The organism is Acuticoccus kandeliae (assembly GCF_003073115.1).
Genome location: NZ_QBBV01000001.1, coordinates 2,467,278 through 2,490,694, shown reverse-complemented (window position 1 = coordinate 2,490,694; position 23,417 = coordinate 2,467,278). Strand labels below are relative to the sequence as shown.

Genomic DNA, 23,417 nt, shown 5'->3' with positions numbered 1-23,417 from the left:
CTCGATTCCCGCCACGAGCGCCATCGTCCCGGCACCCGCAAGCCTGGTGGCGATGGTGACGGGGATGCGCGCGATCATAGGGAGATCTCCGGCTGGCTGGAGGGTTTGACGACGAGCGGATAGCCCGCAACCATCTTCACCACGGTCGTCGCGGACCGGGCGAGGCGCTGGTTTAACACACCCTGCTCGTCGCGGAAGGCTCGCCCCAGGGACGTCTGCGGCACGATACCCTCGCCGACCTCGTTGGAGACGGCGACGACGGGGCCCCGCCGCGCGGCGATGGCCTCGAGGAGCCCGTCGACCTCGGACGCGATGTCGCATTCGGCGAGCATCACGTTGGTGAGCCACAGCGTCATGCAGTCGAGGAGGACCACGCCGCCCGCGGTGCGAATCGGTTCGCCGATCGCGCGCTCCACCTCCAGCGTCACCCATCCGGCCGGCCGGCGGGCCCTGTGGACAGCGATTCTGGCGCGCATCTCGTCGTCGCGCGGAGGGCCGGCGGTCGCCACATAAGTCACGGTTTGTGCGGCGTTTGTCGCCAACGCCTCGGCATAGCGCGACTTGCCCGAGCGGGCTCCGCCCAGCACGAGCACGAAAGGATATTCACTCACGTCGAGATCCGGTGTTGCGTCCCGTGAAGGTGGTTGCTATATCGCCGCCACGCCGCGGCGTCATTCCCCGGTAGCTCAGTGGTAGAGCAACCGGCTGTTAACCGGTTGGTCGCTGGTTCGAATCCGGCCCGGGGAGCCACTCGCCAAGCATTTCACGCCCGACGTGAAATGCGGCGCTTCAGCCACACAATCCGCGAAGCGTCTTGCCGCGAAGCGCCGCCGCTTCTTCTGCCATCTGTACACCCATCCTCCACGGCGATCCCACGCGAATGCAGCCGCTCGGCGCGCAGGCGCGAGACGGGCCGCTTGGTGCTTCTCGATTCGATGTCGGGAGGCCGCCCGTTCGCGTCGGCGGTGCACGCATGGAACGCCCGGCCGGCTTCGAGCCGGCCGGGCGGGATGTGTTGCGCTTACTCGACGCGCAGGCCGGCCGCGCCGCGGGTGTCCTTTACCCGCTGGAGGCAGAGGTCGTAGTTGCCCTGCTCGCCGGCTTCGCCCGCCTGGGCGAGCAGCGTCTGCATCTCGTTCATGCGGTCGCCGTTCGCCTGGAGCGCGGCATCGCTCTCCATGTCGCTCTGCGTCTTGGCGATCGCGGCTTCGCATTCTTCTTCGGAGGCGGCCATCGCCGGGACGGCGGCACACATGGCGAGGATCGCGGCGGCGGCGGAAAGACGTTTCATCATGGGTTCGCTCCGTTTTTCGGCCCCGATAGGCTCGAGGCTCGGTTATGGCATTGAACTAACGTATCGGATCCACGATCGGATCCGTACCAATACAAATTTTTGCCTTGTACAGCCGTAGGTAAACGTTCTGCGGATAGAACAATCGCTGACGACTGGAAAGGCATAACTGACGATCTACTGTCGCAACAATGTGACAAAACGATCATGCCACCCGACCCGGATGTTTCAAACCTTCAGGGGCCGGGTCCGCGTCGGGCGCAAATTGGCCAGACCAATCGATCTTGGCGAGCGTCCCTCTCTCCGCTGAACCGATGACGAATATACGCCAATCCGCCCAAGGACTCTACATCGCAGCTTAGCTATTAGGCAACCGCGCCTCACCCGTGGCGGAGAATTTTCGATGATCGCCGTCGTGGTCTGACCATAAATTCAATCAGGACTGACCAAAGCCGCTTGACGGCCTGACCATCATCGGTAGATTGGCCTTACCAATTTTGGAGGACAGTTCGGTGGGTGACGGCTCGGCGGCAATCAACATGGCGACGGCGCGCAGCGCGCGGCCCCGCCGCGTGTACGAGCAGATCGCCGACCGGATCCGCGAGCTGATCCTCGAGAAGGGCATGCGCGCGGGCGACCGGCTCCCGGCCGAGCGTGACCTCGCCACGATGTTCGGCGTCAGCCGCCCCTCCGTGCGCGAGGCAATGATCGCCCTCGAAGCCGCCGGCGCCATCGAGGTGCGTACCGGCGACGGCACCTATGTGCGCGAGATCGCGAGCACGCGGATGCCGATGCCCTGGGCGAAGGACGGCGACCCCGGCCCCGGACCGCTCGAACAATTCCAGGCCCGCAAGCTGATCGAGCCCGAGCTCACCGCGCGCGCGGCCGTGATGGCCACCAACGCTGAGATCGCCGAGCTCAGCCGCCTCGTCGACAAGATGGCCGAGGTCTACCCGACGCTCGGCGATTTCGACGACAATCTCGGCCACACCTTCCACACCACCCTCGCCCGCGCCGGTTACAACGGCATCCTCGCCCAGATCGTCGAGCATCTGTGGGACCTGCGCGACAGCGACATGTGGAACCATCTGCGCCGCCGCGTCGTGACGCCGGCGAACCGCCGCAGGGCCGTCGCCGACCGCCGCGCCATCGTCGCCGCCCTCGAGGCGCACGACGCGGCCGGCGCGCGCGCCGCAATGCTCGCGCTCCTGGAGCGCGCCGAGCAACGCTATTTCGGAGACGGCCCTCAAGAATGAACGGAGGGCCCGACCGGCCCTCCCTCCGAACCAACAAAAAACGACCAAAACGCCAGGAGGAGGCGACCCATCATGCTGAAGGTGACGAACTCGACGAGTGTGCTCGCACTCGCCGTCGCAGCGTTCGCGCTGTTCGGACTGACCGCGGCCGAGGCGGCGAACTTCAATGAGGCCCCCGCCCTCGCCGCGAAGGTGAAGGCCGGGGCGCTGCCCGCCGTCGACGAGCGCCTGCCGGAGAATCCCATGGTGGTGACGCCGGAGGAATCGGTCGGCCAGTATGGCGGGACGTGGCGCGCGACGATGCTCGGCGCGTCCGACCATTGGTGGCTGATCAAGACGGTCTCCTACGAGCCGCTGATCCGCTTCGACCCGAAGACGGGCAAGCTGATCCCGAACCTTGCCGAGAGCTTCGAGGCGAACGACACCGCGACCGAGTTCAAGTTCACCCTGCGCGACGGGCTGAGATGGTCGGACGGCGAGCCGTATACCGTCGACGACATCATGTTCTGGTACGAGGACGTGTTCACCAATCGCGAACTGACCCCGGCGGCGCCCGGCTGGCTGAGCACCGCGTCCGGTCCGGCCGAGCTCGAGAAGATCGACGACCGGTCCTTCGTGATCCGCTTCAAGGAGCCGAACGGGCTCTTCCTGCGCAAGCTCGCCTCGAACTCCAATATCGGCGAGGTCGCCTCGATCCACCTCTTCCCGCGCCACTATCTCGAAAAGCTGCTGCCCAAGTACAATCCGAACGCGGATGCGGACGCGAAGGCGGCCGGCGCGTCGAGCTGGGCTGAGCACTTCGGCAACATCACCGGCCCCCTCTCGCGCTGGCGCACGGCCGGGATGCCGACGATGCTCCCCTGGATGCTGACCTCGCCCTATGACGATCGCGGCCTCGTCGCCTCCGAGCGGAACCCCTACTATTTCAAGGTCGACACGGAGAACAACCAGCTCCCCTATCTCGACGGGTACGAATTCCGCGTCGTGCAGGATCCCGAAGCGATGGTGCTGCGCGCGATCGCCGGGGAGATCGACCTGCAGGATCGCACGATCGGCACGCTGAAGAACAAGGCCGTCCTCTTCGACAACCAGGAGAAGGGGAACTACCACCTCTTCGACGTGCCGACGCCCGATCATAACCAGATGATCATCTACCTGAACCTCAACAACGCGGATCAGGCCAAGCGGGAACTCTACCAGAGCAAGGATTTCCGCGTCGCGCTCAGCCACGGCATCGACCGCCAGGAGATCATCGACCTCGTCTATTTCGGCCAGGGCGAACCCTGGCAGGCCGCGCCCCGGCCGGACTCCGTCCACTATGACGAGGAGATGGCGAAGCAGTACACCGAGTACGATCCGGAGAAGGCCAACGCCATCCTCGACGAGCTCGGCTTCACCGAGCGCGACTCCTCCGGCTACCGCCTCGACAAGTCCGGCAACCGCATCCAGGTCTTCCTGGAGGTGCCGACCGACTTCCGGCCCGACTGGACCGACGTCGTCGAGCTGATCAAGGCGCAGTGGGAGCAGATCGGGGTCGACCTCCAGATCCGCCCGCTCGGCCGCGCCCTCATCCGCAGCCGCGCCCTCGCCAACGAGCATGACGCCTTCGTCTTCATCGGCAATGGCGGCCTCGACACCGACCTCTATCTCGAGGCGAACAATTTCTTCCCCGCCGACGACACCGGCTACCGCACCTTCGCGCTCCTCTGGTCGAACGATTTCCACGGCCTGTCGCCGTCGGAAGAGCCGCCCGCGAGCGTCAAGGTCCAGTTCGACGCGCGCAAGAAGCTCCTCTCGGCGGCCGATCCCGCCGTGCAGCAAGAGGCGATGCAGACGATCATCGACGGGGCGAAGGACGCCTTCTACACGATCGGGATCGCGCTGCCCGCGCCAGGCTACGGCGTCGTCGGCAACGCGATGCACAACGTGCCGAGCGCGATCGTTAATTACGGGCCCATCCCGTACATCGGCGTGACCAATCCCGAGCAGTTCTACAAGGCCGGGAACTAGTCCGCCGCCCGTCAAACCGAGAGCGCCGGAGCCGTCATGCTCGCTTTCGTCCTGAGACGCGTCCTCGTGATGATCCCGACGATGATCCTCATCTCGATCATCGTGTTCGCGGTCATCCAGCTCCCGCCGGGGGACTATCTCGACACGCTGGTGTCGCAGATGGCCTCCCAGGGCGACCGCGTCGACGACGCGCAGCTTGCGGCGCTCAGGGCCCGCTACGGGCTCGATCAGCCCCTCGTGGTCCAGTATCTCAACTGGATCACGGGGATCGTCCTCCACGGCGATTTCGGCCAATCCTTCGAGTGGAACAAGCCGATCGCCGAGCTCATCATGCCCCGCCTCGGGCTGACGCTCGGCATCGCCTCCACTGTGCTCGTCCTCACCGGCCTCATCGCGATCCCGATCGGCGTCTACTCGGCGGTGCGCCAATATTCGCTCGGCGACCATCTCGCGACGCTCTTCGGCTTCATCGGCCTCGCGATCCCGAACGTGCTCCTCACGCTCGGCCTCCTCTACTTCACCTTCGTCACCTTCGGCCTCGAGCCGGGCGGCCTCTTCTCGCGCGAATATCAGAACGCGCCCTGGTCGTTCGGCCGCGTCCTCGACCTCGCCGCGCACCTGTGGATCCCGATCACCGTCCTCACCCTCGCGGGGACGGCCGAGGTGATCCGCGTGATGCGCGCGACGATGCTCGACGAACTCGTGAAGCCCTATGTCGAGACGGCTCGCGCGAAGGGGCTCAGCGAGGCGCGCCTCATCGCGCGCTATCCGGTCCGCATCGCGCTGAACCCGATCGTCTCCAAGCTCGGCTGGATGATGCCGATCATCCTGTCCTCCGAGGCGATCGTCTCCGTCATCGTCGACATCCCGACCACCGGGCCGCTGCTCCTGCGCGCCCTCCTTGCGCAGGACATGTACCTCGCCGGCGCGATCATCCTGATGCTCGCCGCGATCACCGTGATCGGGACGCTGGTGTCCGACGTCCTGCTCGCCGTCATCGACCCGAGGATCCGTTATTCATGAGCGTCGAGGACACCATGACCGCCCCCGCGGCGCCCGCCATCTCCCCCGCCGAGAGCGCGGGGGCGGCACGGGTCGCGACCGCCGGCCAGTGGCGCCTCATGTGGTGGCGCTTCCGCCGGCACAAGCTCGCGATGCTGGGGCTCGTCGTCACCACCCTCATCTATCTGACGGCGATCTTCGCGGGCTTCGTCGCCCCCGTCCCGCCCGACAAGACCAACGCGCGCTACACCTACGCCCCGCCCCAGGCGATCCACTTCCTCGGCCATGACGGCTTCGCGTTCGCCCCACACGTCCACGGCTACAAGGTGGAGCTCGACCCGGTGGCGCTGCGGCGCACCTTCGTGGTCGACCCGGAGAAGATCATCCCGATCGGCCTCTTCGTGAAGGGACCGACCCACACCGTGCTCGGCCTCCTCGAGACCGACCGGCACCTCTTCGGCCCGGTCAACCCGCGCGACCCCTTCTTCCTCCTCGGCGCGGACCGGCTCGGGCGCGACGTGTTCAGCCGGACCGTGTTCGGCGCGCAGATCTCGATGTCGATCGGCCTCGTCGGGGTGACGCTCAGCCTCATCATCGGCACGCTGCTGGGCGGCCTCTCCGGCTATCTCGGCGGCTGGGTCGACGCCTCGATCCAGCGCCTCATCGAGGTGATCCGCTCGATCCCGACGATTCCGCTCTGGATGGGTCTCGCCGCCTCGGTGCCGCTCACCTGGCACCCGCTCGCGGTCTATTTCGCGATCACCATCATCCTCTCCCTCGTCGGCTGGACGACGATCGCGCGCATCGTGCGCGGCAAGTTCCTGTCGCTGCGGGAGGAAGATTTCGTCACCGCAGCGATCCTCGACGGCGCGCCGCGGATGCGGGTGATCACCGTCCACATGCTGCCCTCGATGACGAGCTACATCATCGCGGCGACGACCCTCGCGATCCCCATCATGATCCTGTCGGAGACCGCCCTCTCCTTCATCGGGCTCGGCCTCCAGCCGCCGCTGATCTCGTGGGGCGTCCTCCTCAAGGAGGCGCAGAACATCCGCTCCCTCGCGACCGCGCCCTGGCTCCTCGCGCCCGGCATCGCGGTGGTGGTGGCGGTCCTTTCCCTCTCATTCCTCGGTGACGGACTTCGCGATGCGGCCGATCCCTATCAACGTTGAGCGCCGCGCGATGCCGCAGCGTGCTCCCGTCCTCTCGGTCGCGAACCTGCGCACCCATTTCGGCACGCGCCAGGGCGTGGTGAAGGCGGTGGACGGGGTGAGCTTCGACATCGCCCCGGCCGAGACGGTCTGCGTCGTCGGCGAGTCGGGCTCCGGCAAGTCGATCACCGCGCGCTCCATCATGGGCATCCTGCAGAAGCCCGGCCGCGTCGTCGGCGGATCGATGCTCTTCCGCACCAAGGCGGGCGAGACGGTCGATCTTGCGACGCTGCCGCCGAAGGGCCGCGCCTATCGCGCCATCCGCGGCGGCGAGATCGGGATGGTCTTCCAGGAGCCGATGACGGCCCTCTCCCCGGTCCACACGATCGGGAGCCAGATCGCCGAGGCCGCCACCATCCACATGGGCCTCTCCCGCCGCGCCGCGCGCGAGCGGGCGGCGGAGGTGCTCGACCGGGTGGGCTTTCCGAACGCGCGCGCCCGTCTCGACGCCTACCCCTTCCAGCTCTCCGGCGGGATGCGCCAGCGCGTCGCCATCGCGATGGCGCTCGCGTGCGAGCCCTCCCTCCTCATCGCCGACGAGCCGACGACGGCGCTCGACGTCACGACGCAGGCGGTGATCCTGGAGCTTCTCGCCGAGCTGACCGCGACGCTGCGCATGGCGCTCCTCTTCATCACGCACGATCTCGGCGTGGTGGCGGAAATCGCCGACGACGTGGTGGTGATGTACCTCGGCGAGGTCGCGGAACGGGGGCCGGCCGACACCATCTTCGCCACCCCCCGCCACCCCTACACGCAAGGGCTGATGCGCTGCATCCCCGAGACGGGCCGCAAGGGGCTCCTGGAGACGATCCCCGGCATCGTGCCGCACCCGCTTGCCCGGCCCGCCGGCTGCCCCTTCAACACGCGCTGCCCCTCACGCATCGCGGGCGTGTGCGAGCGGATCGAGCCGGTGCCGACGCGGTTCCCGGACGGGGCCACCGTCTCCTGCCACCTCTATGGCGAGGGAGGGGTCGGTCATGGCTGAGCCGCTCGTCTCCATCGAGGATCTCGGCATCCACTATCGCCGCGCCGCCCGGCTTCTGGAGCGCGAGCGGCCGCCCGTGCGCGCCGTCGACGGCGTCTCTTTCTCGATCCTCGAAGGGGAGACGCTCGGCCTCGTCGGCGAGTCGGGATGCGGGAAATCCACCCTCGGCCGCACGCTGACGGGCGTGCGCCGCCCCTCCGCGGGCGCGATCCGCTACCGCACCCGCGACGGAGAGGTGGTCGACCTTGCCGCCCTCTCCACCGAGGCGCGCGCCCGCTACTATCGCGAGATCCGGATGGTCTTCCAGGATCCGCAATCCTCGCTCAATCCGCGGATGCGGGTGGTCGATGTCATCGGCGAGCCCTTGCGCAATTTCGGCCTCGTGCCGCGCGGCAAGATCAAGGCGCGCGTCGCCGAGCTCCTCGACCTCGTCGGGCTCCGTCCCGAATATATCGACCGTTACCCGCACGCCTTCTCCGGCGGCGAGCGACAGCGCATCGGCATCGCCCGCGCGATCGCGACCGACCCGCGCCTCCTCGTCGCCGACGAGGCGGTCTCGGCGCTCGACGTGTCGATCCGCGGCCAGATCGTGAACCTCCTGTGGTCGCTGAAGGAGCGGCTCGGCCTCACCTATCTCTTCATCTCGCACGACCTCGCCCTGGTGCGCTCGATCGCGGACCGCGTGGTCGTCATGTACGTCGGCAAGCTCGTCGAGACGGGGCCGACCGAGGCGCTCTTCGCCCGCCCCTACCACCCCTACACGGCCGCCCTCCTCGCCGCAGTCCCGGTGCCGCGGCGCGGCGCGCGCCCGCCGCGCGCGACGGTGCGCGGCGAGGTCGCCGACCCCGCGAACCCGCCCGCCGGCTGCCGCTATCACCCGCGCTGCCCCTTCGCGACCGAGCGCTGCCGGACCGAGATCCCGGCCATGCGCGACATCGCCCCCGGGCGGCGCGTCGCCTGTCATCACGCAGAGACGATCGACCTCACCGATTTCGGCACCGCGACCGCCTCCCTGCCCGACCGCAAGAACATCCTGAACCTTGGAGCCCAGACATGACGCGAGGGAACGGCGCACACGCCGCCGACTACGCGGAAACCCGCACCAAAGCGCGAGACGCGAGCCTCGCCATCGAATCCATCGACATCATCCCCGTGGTGGTGCCCATCGAGGCGCCGATCCTGACGTGTTACGGCTCCCTCGGCTCCTACTCGCGCGCCGTCGTGCGCATCACCACCAGCAACGGGATCGTGGGCTGGGGCGAGACCTCGGGGCGCTACAAGGCCGACATCTTCAACCGCTTCGCCCCCATCATCGTCGGCGCGAATCCGTGGGATTCGGGCACGATCATCCAGCGCATCAAGAACTGGAACTACTACCCCTACGAGACGCCCGAGCCCCTGATGGCGGCGATCGAGATGGCCCTTCTCGACATCCAGGGAAAGGTGATCGGCGAGCCGATCTACCGTCTCCTCGGCGGGCGCGCCCACACCTCGGTCGAGGTCGCCTCCTACCTCTTCTTCCGCCACGCCAACGCCGACGGCCATGGCGAGATCCACACCGTCGAGGACGTCCTCGCCTTCGCGCGCGACCAGGCGTCCCGCTACGGCTTCGGCGCGATGAAGCTGAAGGGCGGCTATTTCGAGCCGAATTTCGACCGCGACGTGATGGAGGCGCTGCGCGCCGAGTTCGGCCGCGACATGCGCCTGCGCATCGACCCGCAGGGAAGCTGGACGCCGGCGACCGCGATCCGCATCGGGCGCGATCTCGATGCCATCGGCATCGAATATTATGAGGATCCCTGCTGGAACGCGGCGGCGATGGCGAAGGTGAGGAAGAGCGTCACCACCCCGCTCGCCACCAACATGTGCGTGACCCAGTTCGAGGAGTTCAATCCCGCGATCGCCATCGGGGCGGTGGACGTCGTCCTCGCGGACCTCTGGTACTGGGGCGGGATGCGCGCGGTGATGGCGCTCGACCGGATGTGCGCGGCGAACGGCATCGATCTCGGCATGCATTCGGGCGCCGAGCTCGGCATCGGCTGGGCTGCGATGGTCCAGACCGCCTACGCGATGCCGAACCTGCGCCTCGCCATCGACTGCATGAACCTCCACCTCGTCGACGACATCATCGTCGGCGGCAAGATCGAGCCGAAGGACGGCATCGTCGCCCCGCTCGAGGCGCCGGGCCTCGGCATCGAGATCGACGAGGACAAGCTCGAGAAATACCGCGCGCTCGCGAGCTCCGGCGCCGCGGCCGACCGCTTCCTCAACCCCGCCATCGCCGACAGCGCGCGCCCCGGCTGGCATCCGCGCATGCCGGCCTGGTGAGCGCCATGAGCACGAGATTCACGATGCAAGACCTCGACTGGCCCGCGATCGCGGAGCGCTTCAAGCGCCTCTACACGCCCGCGGTGAACGACGTCCTCGACGGATACGGGCTGCGCCACCAGTACGCCCACCACGACATCCGCCCGCTCGACCACACGCAGATGATCGCCGGTCCCGCCTTCACCATCGTCGGTACCAACAACGCCACGATGGACCTCACGAAGCGCGTCGGCCCGCGGGTGATCGACTCGTTCGTCCCCCATGTCGTCGCCGCCTACGACACGATGGGCAACGAGGACACCGGGGTGTGGGGCGAGCTCTGGTCGAACGGGGCGGCCAAGCGCGGCTGCGTCGGCGCGGTGGTCGACGGCGCGATCCGCGACACCGCCTTCATCCGCCGCCAGCGCTTCCCGATCTTCTACAAGTTCACCTGCCCCGCCGACGCGGTCGGCCGCTTCAACATCGTCGACTTCGGGTGCGGGGTGAATATCGGCGGCGTCCGCGTCAATCCGGGCGACTACATCTTCGGTGACGAGGACGGCGTCGTCTTCGTTCCGTCCGAGATCACGCTCGAAGTCCTGGAGAAGGCGGAGGAGGTCAGCCGAAAGGAGGACAAGATCCGCGACGCGATCGACGGGCGCACCTCGCTCGCCGACCTCTACACGACGTTCGGGAAGTTCTGATGGCGATGCGCGTCCTCGTCACCGGCGCGGCGGGCCATCTCGGCCGCCACGTGACGGCCGCGCTGACGGCGGCGGGCCATGAGGTCCACGCCGTCGACGCCGCGCCATTCGCGGGCGAGGCCGCGCAGGTCACCGTCGCCGACCTTGCCGTGTGGGACGGGCTCGGCGCGGCGGCGCGCGAGGCGGACGCGATCGTCCACCTCGCCGCGATCCCGAACCTCGACAACCATCCCGAGGATGTCGTCTACCGCACGAACGTGACGCTCGCCGCCCGCGTCGCCTTCGCCGCGATCGAGGCGAAGATCGGCCGCTATGTCTACGCGTCGAGCCAGACGGTGCTCGGCCAGTCCCTCGCCCCGTCGATCGTCGCGCCCGTGCGCCTCCCGGTCGACGAGGACCATCCGCTCGTCCCGCGCGAGGGCTACGGGCTCTCCAAGCTCGCCGGCGAAGGGCTCGCCGCGCTCGTCGCCGAGCGCCTAGGCGTCGCCGCCTTCGCGCTGCGCCTGCCGGTGATCTGGGCGCCCGAAACGTTCGCGGCCCATGTCGGCAAGCGGCGCGGCAACCCCGTCCAGGCGGTGAAGAGCCTCTGGGCCTATGTCGACGCGCGCGACGCGGGCGAGGCCTTCCGCCTCGCGGTCGAGGTCGAGGCGGACGGGTTCGCCGCGCTCCAGATCGGGGCCGACCGCCCCTTCGTCGATGGCGACATCCGCGAGGCCGTCGCCGCCGCCTATCCGGGCGTTCCGCGCGGGTCCGAAATCGGCCCCGCGACGCCGATTTTCTCGATCGAACGCGCCCGGCGCGTCCTTGGCTACGCCCCACGCCATCGCTGGCACGCAGGGGGCATCGACACCCGCAACGAAACGGAGGCCGCCTGATGTCCGGCACGATCCTCGTCACCGCCGCAAGCCGGGGCATCGGCGCGGCGATCGCCAAGGCGGCGGCCGCCGCCGGCTATGACGTCGCCGTCAACTACAACACCTCGAAGGAGGCCGCCGAGCGCGTCGCCGAGGCGTGCCGGGCCAAAGGGGTGAAGGCGGTCGCCATCAAGGCCGACGTCACCGACGAGGCGGAGGTGGAGGCGATGTTCGCCGAGGCCGACGGTGCGCTGAGCCCTCTTGTGGGCCTCGTCAACAATGCGGGCGGGGCGAAGATCCTCCTCGGCGAGCACGGCCGGCGCATCGACGAATCCTCCGCCGCCGACATTCGCGGCATCCTCGATCTCAACGTCACCTCCACGATCCTGTGCTCGCGCGAGGCGATCCGGCGCATGTCGACCGCGCATGGCGGGGCGGGCGGCGCCATCGTCAACATCTCGTCCGACTGCTCGCGCCGCGGCGGCGCCGTCGCGCGCAAGGACGGGGCGAAGGGGATCGTCCTCTATGGCGCGGCGAAGGCGGCGATCGACGGGCTGACGCTCGGCCTCTCCACCGAGGTCGCCCCCGAGGGGATCCGCGTCAACGCGGTGCGCCCGGCGACGATCGTCACCGAGGCGCACGAGGCGGACGGGCCCGAACACTATGCCCGCATGTCCACCATCATTCCGCTCGGCCGGCCCGGACGGCCTGCCGAGATCGCGGACGTCGTCCTCTTCCTCCTGTCGGACAGGGCCTCGTTCGTCACCGGCGCCCTCCTGGACGCCACCGGCGGGCGCTGAGCCCGGCGCACAACGATAACAATGGGAGCGTGAAACGCTATGGACTACCAACTGGCCGGCAAAGTCGTGGTCGTCACCGGGGCGGGTGCGGGGATCGGCCGCTCGATCGCCGAGCATTTCGGGCGCGAGGGCGCGATCGTCGCCGTGACCGACATCGCCGGGAACAGCGCCAAGGGCACCGCCGAGGCGATCGCCGCCACGGGCGCGAAGGCGAGCGGACACGCGCTCGACGTCACGGACCGCGACGCGGTGAAGGCGACCGTCGACGAGATCGCGGCGACCCATGGCGGCGTCGACGTCCTCGTCAACAATGCCGGGATCGTCAGCCTCGCCGCGATCGAGGAGATCACGCCGGAGGAGTTCGACCGCGTCTATGACGTGAACATCAAGGGCAAGCTGTGGGCGATGCAGGCGGCCGTGCCGCACATGCGCAAGCGCGGCGGCGGGCGGATCGTCAACATCTGCTCCATTTCGGGCAAGACCGGCGGGCGCCTGCCCTATGCCCACTATTCCTCGTCGAAGGCGGCGGTGTGGGCGCTGACGATGGCGGCCGCGCACCAGTTCGCGGACGACGGGATCAACGTCAACGGCGTCGCCCCCGGCTCGATCATCAACACCGCCTTCTCGAAGGATTTCGACCTCACCAACGACCCGGCGATCCTGCGCGCGACGATCCCGCTCGCCCGCCGCGGCGTGCCGGACGACGTCGCCCCCGCGGTCCTCTTCCTCGCCTCGGAGGGCGCCCGGTACATCACCGGCGAGCTCATCGACGTGAATGGCGGCCTCTTGATGGATTGAGGAGAGCGGCGATGACGACACCACCGAAGGCGCGCGCTACATGACTCCCGTCGCGGATACCGCCCCGGCAGCGGCGGCGGCCGGCCGGCCGCGCCGCCGCCTCTTCGCCCCGGACGAGTGGCGCGCCTTCGGCTTCGTCGCGCCCCTCGTCGCGCTGGAGGTGGTGTTCGTCACCGTCCCCCTCTGCCTCGGCCTCTATTACAGCCTCTTCCGCGTCGACTATTTCGAGCTGACCGAGTTTCGCGGCCTCGGCAACTACGCGCGGATGCTCTCCTCGCCGACGATCATCGCCGCGCTCGGCGCGACGGTGGTCTTCACCATCGGCGCCCTCTTCCTCACGCTCACCGTCGGGATGGCGCTCGCCCTTCACCTCGAGAAGGACACGCGCTGGAACGTCGCCGTGCGCGCCGTCGCGCTCGTCCCTTACGTGATCGCGATGCTCGTCGGCTCACTTCTCCTGCGCTGGATGTTCTCCAAGGATGCCGGCCTCATCGGCGCGATCCTCGGGCCATTCGGGCTCGGCGAGGCGACAATCCTCGCCGACCCGACGGCGGCGATGGGGGCGCTGATCTTCAACGCGGTGTGGCGGGACAGCGCCTTCGCGATGATCCTCCTCCTCGCGGGCCTCAAGAGCATCCCGCCCGAACTCTTCGCCGCCGCGCGGGTCGACGGCGCCGGGCCATTGATGCGCTTCCGCCGGATCACCGTGCCGCTGATGCGGATCCCGATCCTCATCACCCTCGTGCGCCTGATGATCCACTTCGTGAACGTCCTCACGTTCGCGCTGATCCTGACCGGCGGCGGTCCCAACAACGCGACGCAGACGCTGGGCCTCGCGATGTACCGGCTCGGCTTCGTGGAGTTCCGCCTCGGCGAGGCGAACGCGCTCGCCTTCCTGGTCTTCGCGTTCAACCTCATCCTGATCGCGATCAACCTCATCCTCTTCCGCCAGCGACGGGGGACACCGCGATGAGCGTGCGGGACACAACGCCAAGCTGGCGCGCGCGGCGGCGCACGCGTCTCCTCACCGGCGCCGCGGTCAACGGATTGATCCTGCTCTTCGCCCTCTTCCCGATCCTGTGGGGCCTCTCGACCTCGCTGAAGGCGCCGGGCGACATCCTGCGCTTTCCGCCGGAGCTGATCCCGACGGCGCCGACGCTGGAGAACTACGCCCTCCTCTTTCGCACCGGCATCCACCGCTTCGTCCTCAACAGCGCGATGGTCTCCGTCGCGACGGTCCTCGCGACGCTCGTCGTCGGGAGCCTCGCGGCCTATGCGATGGCGCGCCTCGCCTTCCGCGGCCGCACGGTGCTGATGTTCGCGATCGTCGCGCTCATGAGCATTCCGCTCCCCTCGCTGCTGGTTCCGACCTTCACCTTCCTCGCCAATCTCGGCCTCATCAATTCGCGCAGCGGGCTCGCCCTCCTCTACACGGCCTATCAGCTGCCGATCGTCGTCTGGATCCTCTACGGCTACTTCCTGTCGCTGCCGATCGAGCTGGAGAACGCGGCGCGGATCGACGGCTATTCCCGCTTCGAGACGCTGGTGAAGATCGTTCTTCCCCTGTCGGGGCCGGGCCTCGTCGCCTCGGGCCTCTTCGTCCTCACCTTCGCGTGGAACGACTTCGTGGTCGCCGTCGTGATGATCTCCTCGGAGGACTACAAGACGCTGCCCGTCGCCATCTACGGCTATCTCGGCTTCTACGGCCGCGAATGGGGGCCGCTCACCGCCTCCGCGATCCTCTCCATCCTTCCCGTCATCGCCGTCTTCGTCGCCTTCCAGCGCTTCTTCCTGTCTGGGATGACGTCGGGCGGCGTCAAATCGTGAGGCCCGCCATGAGCTCCGTCCACTTCACGGGTGTCACCAAGCGCTTCGGGGCGGTGGAGGCGTTGTCCGACCTCAACCTCCATGTCGAGGAGGGCGAGTTCGTCTCGCTCCTCGGCCCGTCGGGGTCGGGCAAGTCGACGACGCTGAACCTCCTCGCCGGGCTCCTCGACGCGGACGACGGCGAGATCGCGATCGGCGAGCGCGTCGTGAACGATGTCAGCCCCGACAAGCGCGACATCGCGATGGTGTTCCAGTCCTACGCCCTCTACCCGCACATGACGGTGTTCGAGAACATCGCCTTTCCGCTGCGCGCGCGACGGCGGCGCGTGCCGCGCGCCGAGGTGGAGGAACGCGTCACCGCGGTCGCCGCGATCCTCGGCGTCGAGGCGCTTCTCCACCGCTATCCGAAGGAATTGTCAGGCGGGCAGCAGCAGCGCGTGGCGCTCGGCCGGGCGATGGTGCGCGACCCGAAGGTCTTCCTCCTCGACGAGCCGCTCTCCAACCTCGACGCGCGGCTGCGCATCCGGATGCGGCGCGACCTGAAGGCGCTGCACGACCGGATCGGCTCCACCATCATCTACGTCACCCACGACCAGGCCGAGGCGATGTCGATGTCGACGCGGATCGCCGTGTTCGACAAGGGCCGCCTCCAGCAGTTCGCGACCCCGTTCGAGATCTACAACCGCCCGGCCAACGTGTTCGTGGCGAACTTCGTCGGCGAGCGGGAAATCCTCCTCCTCGACGGGGAGGCGCGCATCGTGGACGACACGCTCCAGATCGCGACGGCGAACGACACGCTGAGTGTCGGCCGCGTCCCGCCGGGCGCCGCACGCCTCACCGGCCGCCGCGTCACCTTCGGCCTGCGCGCCGAAAGCCTGCGCATCGCCGAGGCGGGCGGGATCGAGGCGCGCGTCACCGAGGTGGAGCCCGCGGGGCCTGACATCATCGTCTTCGCGCGCACCCTCGGCGGTCTCGACCTTGCCTGCCGCGTCGACGCCGCGACGCGCATCGAGCGCGGCGCGCACATCCATCTCGCCATCATTCCCGAACGCCTGCTGGCGTTCGACGAGAAGGGGGTCGCGATCGATCTCCACTGACCCGTTCCCGTGCGCCGCCGGCCCCGGGCGAGCGTGACGGTCACAGAAGAATGGGGCGCGAAGGAAACGGCCATGCATCGACACGCGATCACAACGGCGGGCCGCGCCGCCGTCCTCACACTCACCGCGGCTTTTCTGGCGACGGCCGCCCACGCCGACACGACCGTCACCATGTGGACCTTCCTCGACCCGGCGAAGACCTCGCCGCGCGAGGTCGCGCTGAAGCAGATGATCGAGGATTTCGAGGCGGAGAATCCGGGCATCAAGGTGCGCGTCGAACCGCAGGATTTCGCGCAGATGCCGCCGAAATTCTTCCTCGGCCACCGCACCGGCAACAACCCGGACGTGGTCTGGATCGACGCCAAGAATCTGGGCGGCCTGCAGCAGTCCGGCGCCGGGGCGGACCTTGAGAAGCTCATCGTCGACAAGTGGGCGCCGGACGGGAAGGCCGACTTCTTCGTCGAGGCCGGCTGGGAAGCGGCTCGCCATGAGGGAGAGCTCGTCGCCCTGCCCCTCTTCCACGGGGCGAGCGTGATCTACTATCGCAGCGACCTCCTCGCCGAGGCGGGGATCGACCCCGAGACGCTGTCGAGCTGGGACGGGATCGCGACCGCCGCGAAGGCCCTCACCAAGGACAATGACGGGGACGGCCGCGTCGACGTGTGGGGCTTCGGGATGCCGCTCGCTCCGCTGAAGACCGAGAGCACGCCCCTCCTCATCGGGATGCTCGAAGGGGGCGACCAGGTGTTCGACGGCTGCAAGGCCAACTTCGACACCGAGGCCGGCCGGCGCGCCCTCACCTTCACGGTCGACCTCATCAACAACGGCGTCACCCCGAAGGACGCGCTCGTCTACAATGTCGACGACATCACCGAGCAGTTCGCCGCCGGCCGCTACGCGATCGCGATCACCTCGATCCTGCGCTACAGCGTGATCGCGAAGAACGCCTCGTTCGGGGCGGAGAATATCGGCGTGATCCCCTGGCCGACCTGGGACGGGGAAGGCTCCGGGCCGATGCCGGTGTCGGGCTGGTGGGTCGCGGCGTGGAACAAGTCGCCCCACCTCGAAGAGGCCGGCAAGTTCATCGACTACATGGTGAGCCCCGCCGGGGTGAAGCTGTGGTCGACCGTCGGCGGACAAGTCCCGACCCGCCGCTCGCTGCTCGAGGACGACTACTTCAAGAAGCCGGAGAATGGCTGGGTGTCGACCATGATCGACGCCTGGAGCGCCAACAGCTGGATGGAGCCGACCGCCTGCAACACGCGCACGCTGCAGAGCGCGCTCAACGAGGCGACGGCGCGCGTCCTCGTCGACGGCATCGACCCCGGTGAGGCGCTGAAGGAGGCGGCGGCGAAGTTCGACGACGCGCAGTAGACGGAGCCGTGCGGGCCGTGGGCGTTCAACCCCATGGCCCGTGCAGGCAGCCCATCGCGGCGTCCCGGGTCTATCGAGCGGTGCCTACTGCATCCACTCGTGGGCTTCGCAACAATTCACGTAGCTGCCCCAGACCCAACCCTCGCGGCCAGCCGCCCGCCCTTCCAGGACATAGACCTGGACCCAGCGATCGGAATGTCTGGCCGACATCGTGTCGAGATCGGCGATCTCCATCACCGCCGTGCCGCGCGGCAGGCCGGTGATGCGCCGATTCGACGTAGAGGGACCGTCGCGCAACCACACGTCGGATGAGATCGAGAGGGCTTCGATCGAATCCGACAGAGCGGCCCCGCTGACGAGCGCCGTCGCCGCGACGACGATTATGCGCATGCTCGTAAGCATGGCACGTTCTACCCCGATTCCGCCGGGCTTGACCAGCGATTGAGGAGACCCGTGGTCGCAGCGCCCGCCGCGTGCTCGCGGACGGTGCCTCCCGCCTTATCCGTCGAGGCCGAGCGGGTCCGGATCGAGCGGCCACATGGGGCGCGGCAGGCGCTCGAAGGGGAGCGCGGTCCAGTCCGGATTGCTGGTGCCTGGCGTCGCGACGAAGAGCTGCCGCCGCGTGTTCTCCACGAAGAGATCCTTATGCTTGTAGAGGTTCTTGATGGAGACGACCTGCTTGTCCTCGAAGCTGATGCCGTGGAGCGTGAGGAGGCTCAGCGTGTAGAGGTTCGTGCGGTGCGTGGTCATGAGGATCTCGATCCCCTCCACGCGCACGACCGCAACGTCGCCGATCGCGATCCGCTCGCCCGGCAGATGGTCCTGATAGGCGTCGCGCTTCAGGAACAGCACCTCGGCGTCCGCGTCGAAGGGCGGGCCGGAATGCGGCTCGAACTTGCCGCCGATGCGCAGCTTGAGGCGGGCCCCGACGTCCACCTTGAAGCAGATCCCGACCGCCGAGGGGTCCCACAGCGGCGCTATCGCCGCGTTGCGGATGCCGGCCTCGACGAACGCTCTGAGGACGTGGGTCGTGTCGCCCGGCGCCCCGCTCCCCGTCTGGTCGGACGTGTCGGCGATGAGGAGCGGCTTGTCGCCCTTGATCTTCGCCTCCTCGATCGCCTCATCGAACGGCGTGAAGGGAAGCATCGCCTCCGCGCGGATCCGGTAGAAGCGCTCGCCATAGTCCTTCGCGGCGGCCTCGGCCGCACCCATGTCGCCATCGGCGACGGCCAGCATCTTCGCGCCCGCCAGCGGCACGTCGGCCCAGGGGAAGCCGTGGTTCAGCGAGAGGGAGAGGATCTTGCCCTGGCCCTCCCCGTCGGTGAGCGACTGGGCGAAGGCGGGCATCGGGCCCTCCATCGTCGTCGGGAAGAGGCCCATCGTCTTGCAGTCGAAGAGGGCCATCTTCGGGTCGATCTCGCCCGCGAGCGTGCGCTTCATCAGCGCGAAGAGATCGTCGGCGCGCTCCGAATGGTCGATATGCGGATAGGTCTTGTAGATGACGATGATGTCCGCCGCGCCGACGAGCGTGCCGTCGATGTGGGCGTGCAGGTCGAGCTCGATGCCGATGCGGGTCGCGTCACCCACCTGTGCGCGCATCCGCGAGACGAGGTTGCCCTCGCAATCATCGTACCCCTCCGCGATCATCGCACCGTGGAGGAACATCAGCACCGCGTCGACCGGGCCCGCCGCGGCGAGGTCGCCGAGGATGCGCTCGCGCATCTCTTCGTAGGCGCTCTTCACGGTGACACCCGCGGGCGAGGCGAAGGCGTGGAGGCTCTCCACCACCTCCCACCCCTCGGCCCGTCCCGCCGCGAGCCAGCGCTGGGCGGGGGCCGACCAGGGCGAGGTCGGCTCCGCGCCGATATCGCCCTCGTTCCAGAGCTGCGCCTTGAAGTCCTCGATGCCGGTCGGGAAGGAGGCGAAGGTGCTCGTCTCGGTGCCGAGCGTCGCAATGAAGAGCCGCATGGTGTCGCTGTCCGTGAGGGGTGGAGGGCGGACCGGCGCGGGCGCGACGGTCCGTTGTGGAGGCCGGCGGCTCAGATCGCGCCGTCGGCCTTGATCTCGCGCACCGCGCCCTCGAACGCGTCGAGCGTCGCGTCGACGACCGCGGGGGTGTGCTCGGAGGACAGGAACCAGGCGCCCCGCTCCAGCGCGCGCACGCCCCGCTTCAGGAGCGCGGTCGTGAGCGCCACGTAGGCCGGCCGGTTCATCCGCGTGAGGTCGCGATAGCTCCGCGCCGGTTCGTCGAGGCCGAGCGCCACGTGGAAGACCTGCGGGAAGCCGTCCACCACCGCCGGGATCCCGGCGCGGGCGAGGATGTCGCGCATCCCGGCGACGAGCGTCGTGCCGTTCGGCGCGATGCCGGCATAGAGCGCGGGCGTCAGCGAGCGCAGCGTCGCCACCGTCGCGGCCATCGCGATCGGCTGCGCGTTGTAGGTGCCGCCATGGACGACGCCGCCGGTGGAGAAAAGATCGATGAGGTCGGCCCGCCCGGCGATCGCGGCGACGGGGAAGCCGTTGGCGATCGCCTTGCCGAAGGTGGAGATGTCGGGCGTGACGCCGAAGAGCTCCTGCGCGCCGCCTGGGGCGAGGCGGAAGCCGGTGATCACCTCGTCGAAGATGAGGATCGTCCCGGTGCGGGTACAGACCTCGCGCACGCCTTCCAGGTAACCGGGCGCCGGGTGGATGGCGCCCTGGTTGCACATCGCCGGCTCCATGATGACCGCCGCGATGTCCTCCGCCTCCAGCCGCGCGGCCAGAAGGTCGAGGTCGTTCCAGGGGAGGACCACGAGATGCTCCGCGCTCGTGGCGGGCTGGCCCTTGCTGCCGGGCACCGGGACCGGCGCCTCCTCCGGCCCTGCGGCGTTGAGGCCGGGCGCGATCGACCACAGGACATTGTCGAACCAGCCGTGATAGTGGCCCTCGAACTTCACGATCTTGTCGCGGCCCGTCGCGGCGCGCGCGACGCGGATCGCGGCCTGGTCCACCTCCGAGCCGGAGCTGCCGAAGCGGATGCGCTCGGCCGAGGGGACGAGCTCGCACACGAGGCGCGCCGCCTCCGCCTCGATCGCTGTCTGCCCCGCGAAGAGGATGCCGCTGTCGATCTGGCTCTTCACCGCGTCCACGATCTGTCGCGGCGAGTGGCCGAGGATCATCGGCCCCATCCCGAGATAGTAGTCGATCAGCCGGTTGCCATCGACATCGTAGAGGTACGGCCCCTCCCCGCGCTCGAAGACGAGCGGGGTCGGCGAAATATTGAGGCGGAAGTTGCTGTTGACGCCGCCGGCCATCCATTGAGAATTCCGGCGGATCGTCTCAGCCGACTTGTCGAACGAGAGAAACGCCCCGGCCGATGTCGATTCTGGCGATGAAATAGTCAACGAATTCCTCCTCACTCCCTAACCGAAGCAAACCACGCGTTGGCGCTCCGTTGAAGCGCCGCGCGTTTCGCGGGGCGGAAACCTCTCCGCGTCCTCACCCGCCTATTCGGCGAAGGGGAAGACGTTGGCCCTCAGGCGCCGGTAGGGCAGGCTGTGGAGGTCGCTGGTGCAGGGACCGGCGGTCTTCACCGTGTAGCTCCCCGCCGCGATCGGGTCATAGGCGCGACGGTGGGCGACCGCGGCCTTGACACCGATCGCGTGCAGCCCCTCGGGATCGACGCCCTGCGAGCGCCATTGGGCAAGGTCGAAGGGCGGCGTCTTGCGGCTCGACAGGAGCACGGTGACGCCTTCCACCGTGACGACCACGCTCGGCCCCATGGAGAAGTGGATGCCCTGCGACGCTGCAAGGTGGCTGTTGCGGTCCTCCAGCGCGAAGGCCCCGTCGGTGCGGCGCAGGAAGGTCGCGTCCACCTCCAACGGTCCCGCGCCGAGGCGGCTTCCCTTTCCGCCGATGGTGACGCGCCGCGTCTCGCCCGGCGCCGCGCCCGCGAAGGCGCGCACCGCCTCGGCGTCGGCGATCGCGACCGCAGCGTTCGCGAAGCCGTGCCGCAGGAAGCCGGCGAGGACGGCCGTGTCGTCGCCGGGCGCGCCGCCGCCGATATTGTCGGCCGGCTCCACCACCAGATAGGGGCCGCCGGAGCGGTCGCGGATCTCGCCGAGCGCGTCGTCGAGGTCCCACTCGTGCGGCACGCCGAGATGCTTCAGTTCGAGCGCCAGCGCCTCCAGTCGGTCGAGCAGCGCCTCCGCCCTCTCGGGCGCCAACGTGGTGACGAGGCTGAAGGCGACGCCCGCGTCCGCCACGTCGGAGAAGGAGAAGCCGCCGATGACATTGGCGGCCCAGACGCCCGGCTCCTCCGCCTCGATGGCGCGGGCAAGCGCCTCGAGGTCGCGCATCGGGCGGTCCGCGGTACCAGTGCCGGGCGGGGCCCAGACGATCGGCGCGTTGCGCGCCACCATGTGGGGCCGCGTCCCCTCCGAGAGCGACCGCGCCAGAAGCTCGGCGGAGCGGACGGCGGCGTCGCGCGCGTCGATGTGCGGGTTCTCGCGGTAGCCGACGAGGCCGTCCGCGTGGCGCGCCATCTCGTGCGTGAAGGTCGCGTGGAGGTCGAACACGCCGAAGACCGGCAGCGCCTCCGCGCCCGGCACGTCGCGCAGGCGCCGCAGGAGTTCGCCCTCCGCGTCCTCGCATTCGGTCGTCACCATCGCCCCGTGGAGGGCGAGCCAGATCCCGGCGAGCGGGCCTGCGTCGAGCGCCACGCGCGCCCCCTCGACGAGGTCGGCGCAGAAGGCCTCGAACACGGCATGGTCGACCGTTCCGGCCGGAAGCGCGGCGTAGTCGACGACGGGCACGATCTCCCACCCCTCCCGGTCGGCGACTTCGATGAAGCCGTCGATCGTGGAGCCGTCGCCGCGGCGGCCGAGGATTGCCTCGCCGCGCAGGATGGTGAACTCGGCAAAGCCGGTGATGTCGTCGACGAAGGTGTGGGTCTCGTGGAAGAGGCCGGCGAGCAGGATCCGGGTCATGATGGCGTCCGGCGGATGCGATGGGGCTGGATGCTGGCCTCGGAGAGGCCCGCGGTGATCTCCGAGAGCCTCGCCTTCAGGAGCGTGCCGAGGCGCGTCATGGTCGCGGCGTCGAAGCGCGCGGCCGGACCCGCGATGCTGACCGAGGCGACCGCCTCCCCGCCCGGCCCGAAGATCGGCGCGGCGACGCATGCCCCTCCGATCTCGTTCTCCTCGAACTCGGTCGCGTAGCCGGCCTCGCGGCATTCGGCGAGGAGCGCCTCCAGCGCCTCCGGATCGGTGACGGTGCGCGCCGTCTCCGCCGTCAGCGGGCCGAGCCCGTAGATGACGTTGCGGAAAGCGGTCGTCTGGAAGGCGAGGAGCGCGCGCCCGCAGGCGGTGGAGTGGTAGGCCGCGCGCGTGCCGGAGTAGGATGAGACGCGCAGGCTCTGGCTCCCTTCGAGGCTTTCGACGATCACGCAATCGGTCGGGGCCGGGAGGGCGAGGTTCACCGTTTCGCGCGTCGCGGCGCAGAGGCGGATGAGGTGCGGCCCCGCGATCGCGGCGATGTCGAGCCGCCGCTCGACGGCCTTGCCGTAGACGACGTGCTGGAGGCTGAGGCGGTAGGCCCCCGCCTTCGGGTCGTGCTCGGCAAGGCCGACATCGACCAGCGCGGTGACGAGGTTGAACGTCGTCGTCTTGGCGAGTCCCGTCGCGTCGGCGAGCCCCCTCAGGCTGACCCAGCCGCCGCCGCTCATCGCGTCGAGCAGCGCCTTGGCGCGGCCGATGGACTGGATGCGCGCCTCGGGCGGGATGCGCCGCTTCTCGCTAATTCCGGTCGGCATCGCGCCCGATCGAGGTCAACCCAGAGAACCTGCGTCTCATATCGTGGAACGGCCTTATGGGAGATCTGACCCAGTCATTAGGGGATCGTCTCGCCAGATTTGCAAGCATT

At 68.7% G+C, this 23,417-nt stretch carries 22 protein-coding genes and 1 tRNA gene; 16 read left to right on the top strand and 7 right to left on the bottom strand.

The features are described 5' to 3' along the window. Positions 1–74: 74 nt before the first annotated feature. The gene (cobU, locus tag DBV35_RS11360) at positions 75–611 is read right to left on the bottom strand and encodes a bifunctional adenosylcobinamide kinase/adenosylcobinamide-phosphate guanylyltransferase (RefSeq protein ID WP_205648569.1); all 537 of its coding nucleotides are present in this window, start codon (positions 609–611) and stop codon (positions 75–77) included. A gap of 64 nt (positions 612–675) precedes the next feature. Here cobU and DBV35_RS11355 point away from each other — a divergent pair. Further along, positions 676–750, top strand: a tRNA-Asn gene (locus DBV35_RS11355). 271 nt (positions 751–1,021) lie between these two features. Here DBV35_RS11355 and DBV35_RS11350 read toward each other — a convergent pair. Continuing rightward, entirely contained in the window at positions 1,022–1,294 is a 273-nt protein-coding gene (locus DBV35_RS11350) for a hypothetical protein (protein ID WP_108660232.1), read from the bottom strand. 509 nt (positions 1,295–1,803) lie between these two features. Between DBV35_RS11350 and DBV35_RS11345 the strand changes: the two genes are divergently transcribed. The 15 genes from DBV35_RS11345 to DBV35_RS11275 all read left to right on the top strand — a co-directional run bounded on the left by DBV35_RS11345 (position 1,804) and on the right by DBV35_RS11275 (position 17,516). Continuing rightward, on the top strand, positions 1,804–2,547 hold the full coding sequence (locus DBV35_RS11345) for a FadR/GntR family transcriptional regulator (protein ID WP_108660231.1): 744 nt from the start codon (positions 1,804–1,806) through the stop codon (positions 2,545–2,547). Positions 2,548–2,619: 72 nt separating this feature from the next. Beyond that, the gene (locus DBV35_RS11340; protein WP_108660230.1) at positions 2,620–4,557 is read left to right on the top strand and encodes an ABC transporter substrate-binding protein; all 1,938 of its coding nucleotides are present in this window, start codon (positions 2,620–2,622) and stop codon (positions 4,555–4,557) included. A 36-nt stretch (positions 4,558–4,593) separates the two neighbouring features. Beyond that, entirely contained in the window at positions 4,594–5,580 is a 987-nt protein-coding gene (locus DBV35_RS11335; RefSeq protein WP_108660229.1) for an ABC transporter permease, read from the top strand. A gap of 14 nt (positions 5,581–5,594) precedes the next feature. Next, on the top strand, positions 5,595–6,731 hold the full coding sequence (locus DBV35_RS11330) for an ABC transporter permease (protein WP_108660691.1): 1,137 nt from the start codon (positions 5,595–5,597) through the stop codon (positions 6,729–6,731). Continuing rightward, complete coding sequence (locus DBV35_RS11325) at positions 6,706–7,755, top strand: ABC transporter ATP-binding protein (RefSeq protein ID WP_205648568.1); 1,050 nt, start codon at positions 6,706–6,708, stop codon at positions 7,753–7,755. Before DBV35_RS11330 ends, DBV35_RS11325 begins: the two co-directional genes overlap by 26 nt. Then, a complete protein-coding gene (locus tag DBV35_RS11320) occupies positions 7,748–8,812 on the top strand; it encodes an ABC transporter ATP-binding protein (protein ID WP_108660227.1) in 1,065 nt (354 codons plus the stop codon). Before DBV35_RS11325 ends, DBV35_RS11320 begins: the two co-directional genes overlap by 8 nt. Further along, a complete protein-coding gene (locus tag DBV35_RS11315; protein WP_108660226.1) occupies positions 8,809–10,083 on the top strand; it encodes a mandelate racemase/muconate lactonizing enzyme family protein in 1,275 nt (424 codons plus the stop codon). Before DBV35_RS11320 ends, DBV35_RS11315 begins: the two co-directional genes overlap by 4 nt. Positions 10,084–10,088: 5 nt before the next feature. Beyond that, the gene (locus tag DBV35_RS11310) at positions 10,089–10,766 is read left to right on the top strand and encodes an RraA family protein (RefSeq protein WP_108660225.1); all 678 of its coding nucleotides are present in this window, start codon (positions 10,089–10,091) and stop codon (positions 10,764–10,766) included. Further along, positions 10,766–11,641 (top strand): NAD-dependent epimerase/dehydratase family protein, encoded by an 876-nt coding sequence (locus DBV35_RS11305; RefSeq protein WP_108660224.1) that lies wholly within the window; start codon positions 10,766–10,768, stop codon positions 11,639–11,641. Before DBV35_RS11310 ends, DBV35_RS11305 begins: the two co-directional genes overlap by 1 nt. Further along, positions 11,641–12,420 (top strand): SDR family oxidoreductase, encoded by a 780-nt coding sequence (locus tag DBV35_RS11300; protein ID WP_108660223.1) that lies wholly within the window; start codon positions 11,641–11,643, stop codon positions 12,418–12,420. The genes DBV35_RS11305 and DBV35_RS11300 overlap by 1 nt, the downstream gene beginning before the upstream one ends. Positions 12,421–12,459: 39 nt before the next feature. Continuing rightward, positions 12,460–13,218 carry an SDR family NAD(P)-dependent oxidoreductase gene (locus DBV35_RS11295; RefSeq protein WP_108660222.1) on the top strand — a complete coding sequence of 253 codons (759 nt, stop codon included), beginning with the start codon at positions 12,460–12,462 and terminating at the stop codon, positions 13,216–13,218. 40 nt (positions 13,219–13,258) lie between these two features. Beyond that, a complete protein-coding gene (locus DBV35_RS11290; RefSeq protein WP_108660221.1) occupies positions 13,259–14,191 on the top strand; it encodes a carbohydrate ABC transporter permease in 933 nt (310 codons plus the stop codon). After that, entirely contained in the window at positions 14,188–15,045 is an 858-nt protein-coding gene (locus DBV35_RS11285; protein WP_108660220.1) for a carbohydrate ABC transporter permease, read from the top strand. The genes DBV35_RS11290 and DBV35_RS11285 overlap by 4 nt, the downstream gene beginning before the upstream one ends. 8 nt (positions 15,046–15,053) lie before the next feature. Further along, on the top strand, positions 15,054–16,142 hold the full coding sequence (locus tag DBV35_RS11280) for an ABC transporter ATP-binding protein (RefSeq protein WP_108660219.1): 1,089 nt from the start codon (positions 15,054–15,056) through the stop codon (positions 16,140–16,142). Positions 16,143–16,214: 72 nt separating this feature from the next. Beyond that, a complete protein-coding gene (locus tag DBV35_RS11275) occupies positions 16,215–17,516 on the top strand; it encodes an ABC transporter substrate-binding protein (RefSeq protein ID WP_108660218.1) in 1,302 nt (433 codons plus the stop codon). An 84-nt stretch (positions 17,517–17,600) separates the two neighbouring features. Here the strand turns inward: DBV35_RS11275 and DBV35_RS11270 are convergent, their stop codons facing one another. The 5 genes from DBV35_RS11270 to DBV35_RS11250 form a co-directional block, all read right to left on the bottom strand. Beyond that, positions 17,601–17,918, bottom strand: a complete 318-nt coding sequence (locus DBV35_RS11270) for an SH3 domain-containing protein (protein ID WP_108660217.1) — start codon at positions 17,916–17,918, stop codon at positions 17,601–17,603. A gap of 96 nt (positions 17,919–18,014) precedes the next feature. After that, complete coding sequence (locus DBV35_RS11265) at positions 18,015–19,484, bottom strand: M81 family metallopeptidase (protein ID WP_108660216.1); 1,470 nt, start codon at positions 19,482–19,484, stop codon at positions 18,015–18,017. Positions 19,485–19,555: 71 nt separating this feature from the next. After that, on the bottom strand, positions 19,556–20,809 hold the full coding sequence (locus DBV35_RS11260; protein ID WP_108660215.1) for an aspartate aminotransferase family protein: 1,254 nt from the start codon (positions 20,807–20,809) through the stop codon (positions 19,556–19,558). Positions 20,810–21,001: 192 nt separating this feature from the next. Then, positions 21,002–22,483 (bottom strand): M81 family metallopeptidase, encoded by a 1,482-nt coding sequence (locus DBV35_RS11255; RefSeq protein WP_108660214.1) that lies wholly within the window; start codon positions 22,481–22,483, stop codon positions 21,002–21,004. Then, a complete protein-coding gene (locus DBV35_RS11250; RefSeq protein ID WP_108660213.1) occupies positions 22,480–23,307 on the bottom strand; it encodes an IclR family transcriptional regulator in 828 nt (275 codons plus the stop codon). The genes DBV35_RS11255 and DBV35_RS11250 overlap by 4 nt, the downstream gene beginning before the upstream one ends. Between the last annotated feature and the right edge of the window lie 110 nt (positions 23,308–23,417).

What these genes read in the sequence shown, in the direction of transcription:
- DBV35_RS11350 (WP_108660232.1), bottom strand. Translation starts at nt 1,294, where the DNA reads ATGATGAAACGTCTTTCCGCCGCCGCCGCGATCCTCGCCATGTGTGCC.
- DBV35_RS11340 (WP_108660230.1), top strand. Translation starts at nt 2,620, where the DNA reads ATGCTGAAGGTGACGAACTCGACGAGTGTGCTCGCACTCGCCGTCGCA.
- DBV35_RS11335 (WP_108660229.1), top strand. Translation starts at nt 4,594, where the DNA reads ATGCTCGCTTTCGTCCTGAGACGCGTCCTCGTGATGATCCCGACGATG.
- DBV35_RS11330 (WP_108660691.1), top strand. Translation starts at nt 5,595, where the DNA reads ATGACCGCCCCCGCGGCGCCCGCCATCTCCCCCGCCGAGAGCGCGGGG.
- DBV35_RS11325 (WP_205648568.1), top strand. Translation starts at nt 6,706, where the DNA reads ATGCGGCCGATCCCTATCAACGTTGAGCGCCGCGCGATGCCGCAGCGT.
- DBV35_RS11320 (WP_108660227.1), top strand. Translation starts at nt 7,748, where the DNA reads ATGGCTGAGCCGCTCGTCTCCATCGAGGATCTCGGCATCCACTATCGC.
- DBV35_RS11315 (WP_108660226.1), top strand. Translation starts at nt 8,809, where the DNA reads ATGACGCGAGGGAACGGCGCACACGCCGCCGACTACGCGGAAACCCGC.
- DBV35_RS11310 (WP_108660225.1), top strand. Translation starts at nt 10,089, where the DNA reads ATGAGCACGAGATTCACGATGCAAGACCTCGACTGGCCCGCGATCGCG.
- DBV35_RS11305 (WP_108660224.1), top strand. Translation starts at nt 10,766, where the DNA reads ATGGCGATGCGCGTCCTCGTCACCGGCGCGGCGGGCCATCTCGGCCGC.
- DBV35_RS11300 (WP_108660223.1), top strand. Translation starts at nt 11,641, where the DNA reads ATGTCCGGCACGATCCTCGTCACCGCCGCAAGCCGGGGCATCGGCGCG.
- DBV35_RS11295 (WP_108660222.1), top strand. Translation starts at nt 12,460, where the DNA reads ATGGACTACCAACTGGCCGGCAAAGTCGTGGTCGTCACCGGGGCGGGT.
- DBV35_RS11290 (WP_108660221.1), top strand. Translation starts at nt 13,259, where the DNA reads ATGACTCCCGTCGCGGATACCGCCCCGGCAGCGGCGGCGGCCGGCCGG.
- DBV35_RS11285 (WP_108660220.1), top strand. Translation starts at nt 14,188, where the DNA reads ATGAGCGTGCGGGACACAACGCCAAGCTGGCGCGCGCGGCGGCGCACG.
- DBV35_RS11280 (WP_108660219.1), top strand. Translation starts at nt 15,054, where the DNA reads ATGAGCTCCGTCCACTTCACGGGTGTCACCAAGCGCTTCGGGGCGGTG.
- DBV35_RS11275 (WP_108660218.1), top strand. Translation starts at nt 16,215, where the DNA reads ATGCATCGACACGCGATCACAACGGCGGGCCGCGCCGCCGTCCTCACA.
- DBV35_RS11270 (WP_108660217.1), bottom strand. Translation starts at nt 17,918, where the DNA reads ATGCTTACGAGCATGCGCATAATCGTCGTCGCGGCGACGGCGCTCGTC.
- DBV35_RS11265 (WP_108660216.1), bottom strand. Translation starts at nt 19,484, where the DNA reads ATGCGGCTCTTCATTGCGACGCTCGGCACCGAGACGAGCACCTTCGCC.
- DBV35_RS11260 (WP_108660215.1), bottom strand. Translation starts at nt 20,809, where the DNA reads ATGGCCGGCGGCGTCAACAGCAACTTCCGCCTCAATATTTCGCCGACC.
- DBV35_RS11255 (WP_108660214.1), bottom strand. Translation starts at nt 22,483, where the DNA reads ATGACCCGGATCCTGCTCGCCGGCCTCTTCCACGAGACCCACACCTTC.
- DBV35_RS11250 (WP_108660213.1), bottom strand. Translation starts at nt 23,307, where the DNA reads ATGCCGACCGGAATTAGCGAGAAGCGGCGCATCCCGCCCGAGGCGCGC.